This window comes from Rhodospirillales bacterium (assembly GCA_023898805.1).
GTDB lineage: Bacteria > Pseudomonadota > Alphaproteobacteria > Micavibrionales > UBA1664 > UBA6145.
Genome location: CP060260.1, coordinates 1680087 through 1693106, shown reverse-complemented (window position 1 = coordinate 1693106; position 13020 = coordinate 1680087). Strand labels below are relative to the sequence as shown.

The 13020-nt window shown below is 61.8% G+C and carries 12 protein-coding genes and 1 tRNA gene; 6 read left to right on the top strand and 7 right to left on the bottom strand.

Annotated elements, in window-relative coordinates:
• Window positions 1–59 precede the first annotated feature (59 nt).
• The 5 genes from H6866_08305 to H6866_08285 all read left to right on the top strand — a co-directional run bounded on the left by H6866_08305 (window position 60) and on the right by H6866_08285 (window position 5771).
• The gene (locus tag H6866_08305) at window positions 60–812 is read left to right on the top strand and encodes a hypothetical protein (GenBank protein ID USO07406.1); all 753 of its coding nucleotides are present in this window, start codon (window positions 60–62) and stop codon (window positions 810–812) included.
• Between the two features lie 96 nt (window positions 813–908).
• Window positions 909–992 (top strand) — tRNA-Leu (locus H6866_08300).
• Between the two features lie 46 nt (window positions 993–1038).
• On the top strand, window positions 1039–3360 hold the full coding sequence (locus H6866_08295; protein ID USO07405.1) for an NADP-dependent malic enzyme: 2322 nt from the start codon (window positions 1039–1041) through the stop codon (window positions 3358–3360).
• 55 nt (window positions 3361–3415) lie between these two features.
• A complete protein-coding gene (gene mgtE, locus H6866_08290; protein ID USO07404.1) occupies window positions 3416–4846 on the top strand; it encodes a magnesium transporter in 1431 nt (476 codons plus the stop codon).
• 10 nt (window positions 4847–4856) lie between these two features.
• Complete coding sequence (locus H6866_08285; GenBank protein USO07403.1) at window positions 4857–5771, top strand: hypothetical protein; 915 nt, start codon at window positions 4857–4859, stop codon at window positions 5769–5771.
• Here H6866_08285 and H6866_08280 read toward each other — a convergent pair.
• The gene (locus H6866_08280) at window positions 5763–6203 is read right to left on the bottom strand and encodes a DUF3429 domain-containing protein (protein ID USO07402.1); all 441 of its coding nucleotides are present in this window, start codon (window positions 6201–6203) and stop codon (window positions 5763–5765) included. The genes H6866_08285 and H6866_08280 overlap by 9 nt on opposite strands.
• A 72-nt stretch (window positions 6204–6275) precedes the next feature.
• Here H6866_08280 and H6866_08275 point away from each other — a divergent pair, with 72 nt between their 5' ends.
• Complete coding sequence (locus tag H6866_08275; GenBank protein ID USO07401.1) at window positions 6276–8321, top strand: PBP1A family penicillin-binding protein; 2046 nt, start codon at window positions 6276–6278, stop codon at window positions 8319–8321.
• 99 nt (window positions 8322–8420) lie between these two features.
• Here the strand turns inward: H6866_08275 and H6866_08270 are convergent, their stop codons facing one another.
• From H6866_08270 to ispH, 6 genes are all read right to left on the bottom strand, one after another.
• Window positions 8421–8945, bottom strand: a complete 525-nt coding sequence (locus H6866_08270; protein ID USO07400.1) for a hypothetical protein — start codon at window positions 8943–8945, stop codon at window positions 8421–8423.
• A 2-nt stretch (window positions 8946–8947) separates the two neighbouring features.
• Window positions 8948–9439 (bottom strand): response regulator, encoded by a 492-nt coding sequence (locus H6866_08265; protein USO07399.1) that lies wholly within the window; start codon window positions 9437–9439, stop codon window positions 8948–8950.
• 98 nt (window positions 9440–9537) lie between these two features.
• Entirely contained in the window at window positions 9538–9987 is a 450-nt protein-coding gene (locus H6866_08260; GenBank protein ID USO07398.1) for a hypothetical protein, read from the bottom strand.
• Window positions 9988–10109: 122 nt separating this feature from the next.
• The gene (gene rnhA, locus H6866_08255) at window positions 10110–10538 is read right to left on the bottom strand and encodes a ribonuclease HI (protein USO07397.1); all 429 of its coding nucleotides are present in this window, start codon (window positions 10536–10538) and stop codon (window positions 10110–10112) included.
• A complete protein-coding gene (locus H6866_08250; GenBank protein ID USO07396.1) occupies window positions 10529–11452 on the bottom strand; it encodes a homoserine kinase in 924 nt (307 codons plus the stop codon). Before H6866_08250 ends, rnhA begins: the two co-directional genes overlap by 10 nt.
• 9 nt (window positions 11453–11461) lie before the next feature.
• Complete coding sequence (gene ispH / locus H6866_08245) at window positions 11462–12418, bottom strand: 4-hydroxy-3-methylbut-2-enyl diphosphate reductase (protein USO08639.1); 957 nt, start codon at window positions 12416–12418, stop codon at window positions 11462–11464.
• Window positions 12419–13020: the final 602 nt, after the last annotated feature.

Here is a 13020-nt window from a genome sequence, read left to right as displayed (position 1 = left end):
TTCCCAGCCCCTGCGGTAAAATTTGCTTTTATCGTTATGACAATATACTGTCGGCGGTCATGACACCTCCGCGCTTCCCTGCCCCGCATTTTGCCTGCTACGCGCAAGACAACGGTTTTTCCGCCGGCCTGTTCGCCCTTAGGGAAATGGGCGTGGCGCCCGACCGCTCGCCGGGGCTGCTAGCCCTGATGGACGCGTATTGCGCCGTGCATCCGCGTGTGGCGATCTGCAAACCCGGCACGCAGGCGCAACAGAATGCCATCATGGCCGCGTTCGCAACCCCCTTGCGCAGGCATCTGAACCTGCTGCGCACCAATCCACAGCCCTATCTGCTTGGCGCGGACGACATCACCGATGATCTGCGCTGTGCCGCGGTCATCAGCCTGCAAGACCGGCGGCTGGACGAAAAATTGCGCGCCATCATTACGCCAGACACGCGCGGTATGACCGCCATCCAGGCCGGGTATGAAACGGCCAAGGATGTCGAGAAAGCGATGAGCGCCAAAGGCACGGCAGAGATGCGCGAAGCCTTTGATCAATTGAGGGCGTATGGCCAGATCTGTTACCTGCTGATGGGGTGCCAGTTGGCGCGAACCTATATCGATATTCGCAGCGGGACAGTCCCCGAAGTGACGGCACGGTTCAGCACCGTTCATGGCCGGAAGATATTGCTGGGGTTCCGGGGATGGCTGAACGAATTGAACGATGCCATCAACGGCCATCAATCCGCCCTTGCCGACAGACTGCGCGCCATGATCGGCACCGCGTTCAGGCTGCACGAATGCGCGCCCGAAGTACCCAAAGCGCCCTAAAGCCATTTTCCGCTTTCCTTGGTGCGGCGCACCGTGTATGCGTATTGCCACGTTCAGGCGGATTTGCTAGACCTCGCGGCAATCCGTAGTGATAATGCGGTCGTGGCGGAATGGTAGACGCGCAGCGTTGAGGTCGCTGTGGGGCAACCCGTGGAAGTTCGAGTCTTCTCGACCGCACCATCACTACATCCCAGACATTGCACCCTTGCCCGTTTTTGGATGACCGATGGACCAGTCCCTGCGCGACGCCGCCTTTGAATACCATTTGAAACCGACCCCCGGTAAACTTGCGATCAAGGTCACCAAGCCGATGACCACGCAACGCGACCTGAGCCTGGCCTATTCGCCCGGCGTTGCGGCGGCGTGCGAGGCGATCGCCGAAAACCCGCTTAAGGCGCTGGATTATACCAGCCGCGGCAATATCGTGGCCGTCATATCCAACGGCACCGCCGTCCTTGGGCTTGGCAATATCGGCGCGCTGGCGTCCAAGCCGGTGATGGAGGGCAAGTCGGCCCTGTTCAAGAAATTCGCGGACATCGATTCCTACGACATCGAGATCGACGAAACCGACGTCGATAAATGCGTCGAGATCATCGCCAGCCTTGAGCCGACCTTCGGCGGCATCAACCTTGAGGATTTCAAGGCGCCTGAGTGTTTCGAGATCGAGCGCCGCCTGCGCGAGCGCATGAAAATCCCCGTCTTCCACGACGACCAGCACGGCACCGCGATCATCGTCGGCGCCGCGTTCACAAACTGGATCCGCTGGTCCGGGCGCAGCATGTCGGAAATCCGGCTTGTCGCCTCCGGCGCGGGGGCCAGCGCCCTTGCGTGCCTGAACATGCTGGTGCAACTGGGCCTGCCGCGCGACAACATCACCGTCACCGACAAGACCGGCGTCATCTATAAAGGTCGCAAGGAAGGGATGGACAAATACAAGGAAGCCTATGCGATCGACACCAACGCCCGCACCCTGAAGGACGCGATCGCGGGCGCGGACGTGTTCCTTGGCCTGTCGGGCCCCGGCGTCCTGAACAAGGACATGGTGCAATCGATGGCGGCGGCGCCGCTGGTGATGGCGCTGGCAAACCCCACCCCGGAAATCATGCCCGAAGACGTGCGCGCCGCGAAACCCGACGCGATCGTGTGCACCGGCCGGTCGGATTACACCAATCAGGTGAACAACGTCCTGTGCTTCCCGTTCCTGTTCCGCGGCGCGCTGGACGTCGGCGCGACCGCGATCAACGAGGAGATGAAGGTCGCCTGCGTCAAGGCCATCGCGGATCTTGCGATGGAGGAAGCGACGCACGAGGTCACCGCGATCTATGGCGACGAAAACCTGAGCTTCGGCCCCGAATACCTGATCCCCAAGCCGTTCGACCCCCGCCTGATCGTGACGGTGCCGATGGCCGTCGCCAAGGCCGCGATGGATTCCGGCGTGGCCGCGCGTCCGATCAAGGATTGGGATGCGTACCGCGACCGGCTGACGCAGCATACTTACCGGTCCAACATGCTGATGCGGCCGCTGTTTTCCCGTTCCAAGGCGGTGCAGAAAAAAATCATCTATGCCGAGGGCGAGGAAGACCGCGTATTGCAGGCCGCGCAGACCCTGATCGACGACAAGCTGGCGCGTCCGATCCTGATCGGGCGGGAAAAGGTCGTGGCAATGCGGTTGAAAAAGCTGCGCCTGCGGATGCAGGCCGGGCGCGATTTCGACCTGGTCGACCCCGAGGACGATCCGCGTTACCGCGATTACTGGACGCTGTACCACCAGATCATGGAGCGCAAGGGCGTGACGCCCGACGTCGCCAAGCTGACGGTGCGCACCAACCCCACCGTCATCGCCGCACTGATGGTCCATCGCGGCGAAGCCGACGCCATGATCTGCGGCGTCATCGGCCAGTACCACGAACACATGCGTTACGTGCAGGACATTATCGGCCTGAGATCCGGAGTCGAAACCGCCGCGGCTTGCGTCGGTTTGATTACGGGCAAAGGAATCGTCTTTTTCTGCGACACGCACGTCAATCCAAACCCGTCGATTTCCCAGATCACGGAAATGACCCTGCTGGCCGCCGAGGAAATGCGCCGTTTCGGCGTCGAACCCAAGGCCGCGCTGGTGTCGCATTCCAATTTCGGGACGCATAACCACCCGTCGGCGATCAAGATGCGCATGGCGGTGCAGGATTTGCGCATGCGCGCGCCGGAGCTGGAGGTCGAGGGCGAGATGCACGCCGATGCCGCGCTTTCTGAAGACGTGCGCCGGATCGTGATGCCCAATTCGCCGATGAAGGGCGCTGCCAACCTGCTGGTCTTTCCGACCGTCGAGGCCGCGAACATCACCTATAACGCGGTCAAGGTGCTGACCGAGGGCGTACCGGTGGGTCCGTTCCTTCTGGGCATCGCGCGGCCGGTGCATATCGTCACCTCGGCGGCGACTCCGCGCGGGCTGGTCAACGTGTCGGTGATGGCGGCGGTGAGCGCTCAGGTCATGGCCGACGAGGCCGAGGCGCGCAAAACGATCAATGCCGTCGCCGCGGACCTGGGGTAAGGACCACCCGTTAAATCACTCGCATTCTTCGCGCCTTTGCGTATAAAGAGGGCGAATGGAACCGGACGACACACGCACCGTGGAGTCGTCCGTCAGCGAAGACCGGCAAACCCCGCCCGTCGAGAACGAAGTCGTCCTTGACGCGTCGCTTTCGGACGAAGCCATCGCCAGCATCCTGACCGCGCTCGACGATGGGCGCGACGACGATGTGCGCGTGTTTCTTGAGGTGTTGGGCCCCGCGGACCGCGCCGACCTTCTGGCCAAGATCGGGCCGCAGGACCGCGCCTTCCTGATTGACCGGTTCCCGCACGTCTTCGACGCCGAGGTGTTTTCATGGCTTGCGCCCGAACTGGCGCGCCAGACGCTGGAGGAAATGGCGCCGGGACGCGTCGCGCAACTGATTTCGACCCTTGAAACCGACGACGCGGTGCATCTGATCGAGGATCTTTCGCCGCGCGTACAAAAAGAAATTTTGCGCAAGCTTTCGGCCGTGGACCGCGAGGCGGTCGAAGAAAGCCTTGCCTATCCCGACGATTCCGCCGGACGTCTGATGGGGCGCGACTTTGTTGCCATCCCGCGTTTCTGGACGGTGGGAAAGACCATCGATTACCTGCGCGAGGCACCGGAGGACGATCTGCCCGAAAACTTTTCGGTCGTTTTCGTCATCGACCCTTTGTACCACGTGGTCGGGGAAATTCCGCTGGACCGCATCCTGCGTTCGCGCCGGGCGGTGAAGATCGAGGATCTGGCGCTTGACGCCATCCACCCGATTCCCGCCGAAACAGACCAGGAGGACGTGGCGCGCCTGTTCCAGCGCGAGGAGTTGTCGTCCGCCCCCGTGGTCGATGCGAACAACCGGATCATCGGGGTGATCACCGTCGACGACGTGGTCAGCGTCATTACCGAGGAAGCGCAGGAAGACATCCTGCGTCTGGGTGGCGTGGGCGAAAGCGACATGCACCGCCCGCTGGTGCCCACGGCCGTATCGCGGTTCTGGTGGCTTGCGATCAATCTGGGGACCGCGTTCCTCGCCTCCAGCGTGGTCGGGTTGTTCGAGGGCACGCTTCAGAAAATCGTGGCGCTGGCGGTGTTGATGCCGATCGTCGCGGGCATGGGCGGCAACGCCGGGACCCAGACGTTGACCGTTGCCGTGCGCGCGCTGGCAATGAGGGAGCTTTCACGCACCAACATGGCGCGAATGATCTTCAAGGAAACGGCGGTTGGATTCCTGAACGGCACGGCGTTCGCCCTGATCACCGGCATCATCGCCGCGTGGTGGTTTTCCAACCCGCTTCTGGGCGTGGTCATCGGGCTTGCGATGACCATCAATCTGGTGGCGGCGGGGTTGTTCGGCATCATGATTCCGCTGGCGCTGCAAAAAATGCGGATTGATCCGGCACTGGCCTCCGCCGTGTTCCTGACCACCGTCACCGACGTGGTCGGATTTTTCACCTTCCTTGGTCTGGCCACGCTATTGATGCGATGAGGCGGAGGCGATGACCGGCTTGCTGTTCGAAACCTGTATTCCCCTTGCGATCTTGATCGCGGTGGGATTCATGGCGGGCAAATACCAGCCGACCGACATGAAATCGGTGCCGATCATCGCGATTTACGGCATCACGCCACTGGTCGGTCTGGGCGCGGCGGCGCAAATGCATTTCACGCCGCAGCTTGCCCTTTTGCCTTTCGTCACCTTTTTTCTGGCCGCTCTGGTGGCCGGCGTTTCCATGGCGGTGGGGCGCATCGCGCTGACCGATGCGGGGCAGCGTTACCTTCTGCCCGTGGCGTGCGGGTCTGGCAATACCGGGTATTTCGGCCTGCCCATCGTGCTGGCGCTGTTCGGTGACAAGGCAGCGGGGGTGTATTTTCTGGCCAATCTGGGGGTTTCGATTTTCGAGACCACGATCGGATATTATTTCATCGTGCGCGGCACCACCACGCCGCGCGCGGCGTTCGTGCGGGTCGCCCGCCTGCCGCTGATCTATGCGCTGGCGGCGGGGCTTGTTTTATCGGGCTTCGATGTCGCGCTGCCCGCGTGGTTTTTAAAGCTCTGGGGCATGACCAAGGGCGCCTACGCCGTCGTGGGCATGATGATCGCGGGCCTCGCGCTGGCACAGCAGCCGGGCTTCACGCTCAACCCCCGGCTGCTTGGCGTCACCGTGCTGGGGCGGTTCGTGTTCTGGCCGTGCGCCGCGCTTGGGTTCGGGTGGCTGGACGCGCATCTTTTGCACTGGTTCGATTCCCAGACCGATCATCTGCTGATCGTGCTTTCGCTTGTGCCGGTGGCCGCCAACCTGCCCGCCTATGCCGCCACGGTGGGATCGTATGTCAAGGATTGCGCCCTGCTGGTGTTGATCAGCACCATCGCGGCGATCATCGGCCTGCCGTTTATTTTGCCGCTGTTATTGTAGCGCCTTGTAGCCCGCGAACAGGCAGGCGGAGGCAAGGATGGTCAGGGCCGCGCGCAGAATGACGTACCAGTCGTGCCCCGGCCAGACGCGGCGATCGACGACGAAGGCCGCGACATAGCCCCAAAAGATCAGGAACAACGCCTGCGGCACCGGCAGCAGCAGCGCCACCCACGCAAGCAGCGCCGGGCAGACGCCGTAAAGATACCGCCAGCCATTTTCCGGCCCCTCGCCCTCATACAGGGCCGCGCCCCAGTGCACCGCACCCGAAAACGCCAGCACCAGCGCCGCCCATCCCGCCAGCGCGCGGGCAAAAACGGGTTGCCATTCAGGCGCCACAAACCACAGACAGGATGCCAGAACGACGAAAGGCACCAGCCCGGCCATTCCCAACGTTACGGCAAGGCGTGAGGCGGGTATGCGCAGTGCGGGCATTGTCTTGTCCTTTGTTCCATAGGCGTATGAAAACACTTGTATTTCCAGCCCAATCTAGCATGTTAAGCCTGCATGGCCAGACGTTCCCGCATTGACGATTTTGACGCACCGCGCGGGAGCATTTTCATGCGCCTGCTTAAATGGCTGTTCGTGCTGGCGATCTGGGGTGGCATCGCGATGGCCGGTGTCGTGCTGTGGTACGGCAAGGATCTGATCGAACTGACCAAAAAATCGAATTTCGAGCGCAAACGTTCGGTCCTGATTCTGGCCGAAGACGGACAAACAGTTTTGGCCAATTACGGTGAAAGCGCGGGCGTGCGCGTGCGGGTGCAAGACCTGCCGCCTTATGTCGGCAACGCGGTGCTGGCGATCGAGGACCGGCGATTCCGCTACCATTTCGGCATCGACCCGATCGGACTTGTGCGCGCGGCCTATACCAATTTCCGCTACGGCCACGTCATACAGGGCGGATCGACGATCACCCAGCAACTGGCCAAAAACCTGTTTTTGAAACCCGACCGGACACTCAAGCGCAAGATTCAGGAGGCGATCCTCGCGATCTGGCTGGAAACCAAATATTCCAAGAACGAGATTCTTTCCGCCTATCTCAACCGCGTGTATTTCGGGTCCGGCGCTTACGGCATCGACGCCGCCGCGCATGTCTATTTCGACAAACCCGCCGACCGCCTGACGCTGGAGGAGGCGGCAATGCTGGCCGGCCTTTTGAAAGCACCGACGCGGCTTGCGCCCGACAACAATCCAGACAAGGCCATGGCGCGCATGAACATGGTGCTGGACGCGATGCAGGAAGCCGGGTTCCTGGAACAGGACAAGGAAGAAAGCAGCGTCGAGCAAGACGGACGCCCGGTACCGCCACCGCGCAAGCCGATCAATCTGCGCGACACCAACGACGGCAGCCGGTACTTCGCCGACTGGGTGCTGGACCGCGCGAACGAGCTGATCGGCATTTCGGGCGCGGATCTGACCATCGTCACCACGCTGAACCCGCGCTTGCAAAAAGCCTCGCAGGCGGCGATCGGCAACTCGCTGGACCTGTTCTTCAAGGACGCCAAGAAAATACCGCAGGCCGCGCTGGTCATGCTGGCCCGCGATGGGGCGATTTTGTCGATGATCGGCGGACGCAATTACAAGGATTCGCAGTTCAACCGCGCGACGCAGGCGATGCGCCAGCCGGGATCGTCGTTCAAGCCGTTCGTATATCTGGCCGCGCTGGAGCGCGGCTGGCGTCCGGGCGACCCGATCACCGACGCACCGATCAACCTGAACGGCTATGCCCCCGCCAACCACGACGGCAGGTATTACGGCGACGTGCCGCTGACATCGGCCATCGCGCTTTCGCTCAACGCCGCGACGGTCAATCTGGCTTCCAAGGTCGGGGTGGACGCCATCATCGATACCGCTCGACGCGCAGGCATCACCAGCGAATTGGTGCATAATTACAGCATCGCGCTGGGCACGTCCGAGGTAAACGTCCTTGAAATGGCCGGAGCCTACGCCACGATTGCGAATGACGGCACATTCACCCCGCCTTACGGCATCATCTCGATCCGTGGGTCGGGCAACGACATTTTATACCGCCATGAAGCCAAGCCCGAGCCCGCCGTGCTAGACCCCGATTCCTGCAACCGGTTGATCGCGATGATGCAGGAAGTCGTCTATCGCGGCACCGGCGGGCGCGCCTTTCCCGGCTTTCCGGTCGCAGGCAAAACCGGCACGTCGCAGGATTACCGCGACACGTGGTTCGACGGATTTTCCAGCGTCGCGGTCGCTGCCGTGTGGGTGGGCAACGACGACAACACGCCGATGCGCAAACAATACGGCGGCAACGCCCCCGCCGACATTTTCCGCCAGATCATGCAGGCCGCGCAGGAAGGCCACCCCATCGCCGCACTGACCAATGCCGATCCGTATGAAATGTCGCTGGGTTCGGCGCTGATGAGTCAGGGGTTGGGCGGCGTGTTCAGCCGCATCTTCGGCGGCGATGACGCGACGGCCCCGGCGCAGCCTCTGCCGCAGGGTCAGCAACCGCCCATGTATGTCCGGCCAGACCGGCGCATGCGCCCGATCATGGACGGGCCGATGCATTTCAACGATTAAAGGCCCCCGTTTTTAACTGCGGAGAGCCCCTTCGCGTTTGGTCATTGCAATGAAGGCAAGGAAGAAACCGTCTTACCGTCGTTTTCAGACTCCGGCGTGTCAGCCGCCTTTGGCCGCGGCCTGCTTGTCGTAGTAACGCTTACAAGCGGCACGAATCTCGGCCAGAAAGCTTTGGCCGTGTTCGTTGGTTTCGTCGCGGATCTTCATATCCAGAAGCGTGCGTGCGACCCGGACGAAAGCGTCGAGAATATCAAGCACGTCGATATCGAGTTTCCGCACGTCCTCGATAAAGGTCAGCACAAAGGCCGCGACGCGGCAGACCATCATTTCATGGAACATGCCGGATATCGATTTGATGTCCATCAGCGGCTTGCTGATCGCGGGCAAAAATTCCTCGCGATCGTAGGAAAGCTTGCGGGCTTCGGCCATTGCCGTCTGCATCGCGGTCAGCATTTCGCGGATTTGGGGCGCGACATCGACCGACACGCTGTCGAGATATTGCTGCGCCTTGGCGACCGAATCGGCGTCCAGCGCGCCGGTGCCGACTTTCTGCTGTAGCTCGAAATCGGCACGATAAAAACGCGGAAAGGTTTCGCGGTAACCGTATTTTTCCTTTTTAGACATGGTCAGTCGTCATCCTCCTGCCGGCGGTCGGGGCCGTTATATTCGCTTCGACGGCGGCGGCGGTCGGGGCCGAAAAATTCCTGCGTTTCGACAAAATCGCGCGGATGGTCGATGACATAGGCGATGCGGCGCGCCAGTTCGTTGGCGGTGAACGGCTTGACCAGAAATTCGGTGATACCTTTATCGCGCGCGACCGCCACCCGGACCGAGGCCGCATAACCGGTCATCACAATCACCGGCACGTTACGTTTGGGGCTGGATGTGTTGCGGCGGATCCATTTGACCATTTCAAGGCCGTCCACCGGGTCCATTTCCCAATCCGTGATGATGACGTCGGGACGTTCGCGGGTGAAAACCTGATACCCCTGCTCGCCATTGCGGGCCTGATAAACCTGGCCCACGCCGATCAGTTTAAGGGTGTTGGTCACCACCTCAAGCATGGCCTGATTGTCCTCGACGACCAGTATGCTGAGTTTGTCGAATTTGTACGGCATCTCGTGATCTTCCTATACCCATAGGAAAATTGGCGGATAATCCGTTCAAACCTATCACAGATTCAGGCAAATAAAAGTTCTTATGCGCCGCCGGATATTCAGCAACGACCGGGAGGCGTTACAACCTCGCCAATGGCGCGATGGGCCGTGCGCGCCGATCCGACTTCAGGCGCCATTTCGTCACCGATCGCCTGCCAATGGGCCTGTAGCGCGATGTAGCCGGGCGGCGGGCTGGCCAAAGGCCGCAGACGATAGAGATTCGCATCGACATGGTCGAGAAAATCGCCGGGAAAAGCAAGGCGCGGCGCCATCAAGCCCAGATCGACCAGCACCCGGCTGACATAGGCGTCGGAATTGTCGGTTGCATCGGCGGCACGGTGAATTGCGGTCAGAATCCGTACCTCCATCCTGCGCGACGGGCCTTCGCGCAGGGCACGGATGAACCCCATATAGATGTCGCGTTCAACCGGCCCGGCGCTTTCGGGCAAGCAGGGCAGGATGATGCGGATTTGCGTACGACGGGCGGGCGTTAAGACGATTCCGGTCATGATTAACCCCTTTGGCTGGCGGGGCGTCTGTATGACGTCCCTTGCCACCATGGTCCGCCCATAAAGATTAATGGAATCTGAATCCGTGCGTTTCGGCCCGACAGGCCTGTGGATGAATATTTTCAAGCCTTTGGAATCGCTGCGCGCGCGGCTTCATCAACACGTTCGTTTTCGGGGTGGCCCGCATGACCCTTGACCCATTCCCAGCGTACTTCATGCGGTACAAGCGCGGCGTTGAGTCGTTGCCAGAGGTCCTGATTCTTGACCTCTCGCCTATCGGCGGTGCGCCAGCCGCGCGCGACCCAGCCGGGCATATATTTCGTGATTCCATCCATGACGTATCGGCTGTCGGTATAGACCGTGACCCGCATCGGCTTTTTCAAAGCCTCTAGCCCCACGATCACCGCGGTCAATTCCATGCGGTTGTTGGTGGTCGCCGCCTCGCCGCCCGAAAGCAGCTTTTCCGCCGCACCATAACGCAGCAGCGCAGCCCAGCCGCCGGGGCCGGGATTGCCCGAACAGGCGCCGTCGGTGAACAGGGTCACGGCCATTGGAAATCTGCCTTGAGCTTGGCTGCGTATTCGTCAGGATCCTTGCGCACGACATCCGCACCCGGCGGCGTGAAGGTCCAGTCATACAAGCGCGTTGCCAGAAAGCGCAGCGCGGCGGCGCGGCGCAGCGCCGGAAAGGCCGCACGTTCATCCGCATCCAGCGGGCGCAACGCGCGGTACGCGGCCAGCATCGCGGCGACGCAATCCACCCTTGCCTTGCCCCGCCGGTCGTAACACCAGGCGTTGAGTGTGATCGCAAGATCGTAGGCATAGGGCGCGGTGCAAGCGAAGCCGAAGTCGATCACACCCGAGAGTGTCCCCGTCGAATCAAAAAACACATTGTCGACGAACAAATCAGCATGGACCGCACCGGACGGCAGCGCACCCCATGCAAGCGACGCGGCTTCGTCCAGGGCTGTTTGCGCCAGTTCAAACAAGGCCGGGTCGGCGGCTTCCCGCACCGCATCGAACAGAGCACGCCATTCGGGCACGCCCACCGGATTGATCCGCGCTGGCGCGAAATCCCGCGCCGCCAGATGCATGCGCGCCAGTGCCGCGCCGACCTGTGCGGCATGGCCTGGCGTCACGTCCTCAAGCGCGATGTCACGCCCATCCAGAAAGGTGATGATCGCTGCGGGTTTGCCCGCCAGCACGCCCGGCGACCCCATGCATTCAGGTACCGGGACGCCCGCGCGGGCAAGATGGCTTATGAAGGAAAAGATGAAGGGCAGGTTTTCCGGATTCACCCGCTTTTCAAAAAGGGTCAGAACATAGCGTCCAGCATCGGTGAACAGATGATAATTGGTGTTTTCGACGCCCTGCGTGATGCCCTGATGGTCGCGGTATTCGCCAACGCCGTGCCCTTGGATGAAGGCGCGCACGGCGGATGCATCAACGGGGGTGTAAACTGCCATGGCCTAAGGCTAGGCGACTTCGAGCGCGCGCGGAAGGCGGAAGGTAACGTTTTCCTCACGGATCGTGACGGTTTCCAGCGTCACGGCGAAACGCGCGCGGAAAGCTTCGACCACCTCGTCAACCAGCACGTCGGGGGCGGAGGCGCCCGCAGTCAGGCCGAGCGTGCGGACAGCGGCCAGCCACGCCCAGTCGATGTCGGCGGCACGCTGGATCAGCCGCGCACGCGGACAGCCATAATTGCGCGCGACCTCCACCAACCGGTTGGAATTCGAGGAATTGGGCGCGCCAATCACCAAAAGCGCATCGACATGAGGGGCGATGGCCTTGACCGCCTCCTGCCGGTTGGTGGTGGCGTAACAGATATCCTCGCGCCCCGGCCCTACGATACCGGGAAATCGTACCTTCAATGCCTCGACCACCTGCGCAGTGTCGTCAACTGAAAGCGTCGTTTGCGTGGCGTAGGCCAGATTGCCCGGATCCCTGACCGCAAGACGGGCCACGTCTTCCACACTTTCGACCAGAAGCACCGCGCCCGGCGGCAGTTGGCCCATCGTGCCAGACACTTCAGGGTGGCCCGCGTGCCCCACCAGTACGATCTGGCGCCCCTGCGCATCATGACGCTGCGTTTCGTAATGAACCTTGGTCACCAGCGGGCAGGTCGCATCGATCGCGAACATGTTGCGTCGGCGCGCCTCGTCATGCACTGCGCGCGGGGCGCCATGGGCGGAGAACACCACCGGGCGCTCGGCATGATTTTCTGGAATCTCGTCCAGTTCCTCGATAAAGACCGCGCCCTTGGCCCTTAATGCATCGACGACATAGCGGTTATGGACGATTTCATGGCGGACATAGACCGGCGCGCCGAAGCGTTCAAGCGCGCGTTCGACGATCTGGATCGCGCGGTCGACCCCCGCGCAAAAACCACGCGGCGCGGCCAGCTTTATCGTAAGCGGCGTCTTGTCCATGCGCGCAACATAAGGCAGACTCTTGGTAATTGCCATGGGCGATTCGTATAGGTCGCCCCGTCTTTTTTGGCCCCATATCCATTGGAAGGTTGATCCATGCGTCATTTTTCCATTCTGTTCGTTTCCTGCGCCGCGATCGCGCTTTCCGCCTGTTCCATGCTGCATAAGGACGCCGGAACGCCGGCGGCCCACGATACCACGCCGGCGGCGGAGGCCGCCGCACCGGTCGCGCCGTCAACGCAGGAACAAAAGGAAATATCCGCGATGATGGGCGAGTCCGCCCCTGCCCCTGTCGCGCAAACCACCGAAGCCGCCGTGCCGCAAACGCCTGCGCCCGAAACCGCACCGGATTCGGTTTCGGCTGCCGCGACGGACACCGTAACCGCCGACACCGCCCAGATCGTCAAGCCCGGCCCCGCCCCCGCCGACGCGCCCAAGGAATGCCCGGGCGTCGCGGTACTGCCTGATACCAAATCCATCACCTATTTCGACGACCCTGAAGGTAAACCCACCGGTGCGCTGGTCGCGCGCGCATCGCTGGTCGACATCAAAGGCGGGTGCGATTACACCCCGACCGGGGTCATCGTCGACATCGACATGAT

Bases quoted from the DNA above. Each gene is read 5' to 3' on its own strand.
- H6866_08305 (USO07406.1), top strand. From the start codon at position 60: ATGACACCTCCGCGCTTCCCTGCCCCGCATTTTGCCTGCTACGCGCAA.
- H6866_08295 (USO07405.1), top strand. From the start codon at position 1,039: ATGGACCAGTCCCTGCGCGACGCCGCCTTTGAATACCATTTGAAACCG.
- mgtE (USO07404.1), top strand. From the start codon at position 3,416: ATGGAACCGGACGACACACGCACCGTGGAGTCGTCCGTCAGCGAAGAC.
- H6866_08285 (USO07403.1), top strand. From the start codon at position 4,857: ATGACCGGCTTGCTGTTCGAAACCTGTATTCCCCTTGCGATCTTGATC.
- H6866_08280 (USO07402.1), bottom strand. From the start codon at position 6,203: ATGCCCGCACTGCGCATACCCGCCTCACGCCTTGCCGTAACGTTGGGA.
- H6866_08275 (USO07401.1), top strand. From the start codon at position 6,276: ATGGCCAGACGTTCCCGCATTGACGATTTTGACGCACCGCGCGGGAGC.
- H6866_08270 (USO07400.1), bottom strand. From the start codon at position 8,945: ATGTCTAAAAAGGAAAAATACGGTTACCGCGAAACCTTTCCGCGTTTT.
- H6866_08265 (USO07399.1), bottom strand. From the start codon at position 9,439: ATGCCGTACAAATTCGACAAACTCAGCATACTGGTCGTCGAGGACAAT.
- H6866_08260 (USO07398.1), bottom strand. From the start codon at position 9,987: ATGACCGGAATCGTCTTAACGCCCGCCCGTCGTACGCAAATCCGCATC.
- rnhA (USO07397.1), bottom strand. From the start codon at position 10,538: ATGGCCGTGACCCTGTTCACCGACGGCGCCTGTTCGGGCAATCCCGGC.
- H6866_08250 (USO07396.1), bottom strand. From the start codon at position 11,452: ATGGCAGTTTACACCCCCGTTGATGCATCCGCCGTGCGCGCCTTCATC.
- ispH (USO08639.1), bottom strand. From the start codon at position 12,418: ATGGACAAGACGCCGCTTACGATAAAGCTGGCCGCGCCGCGTGGTTTT.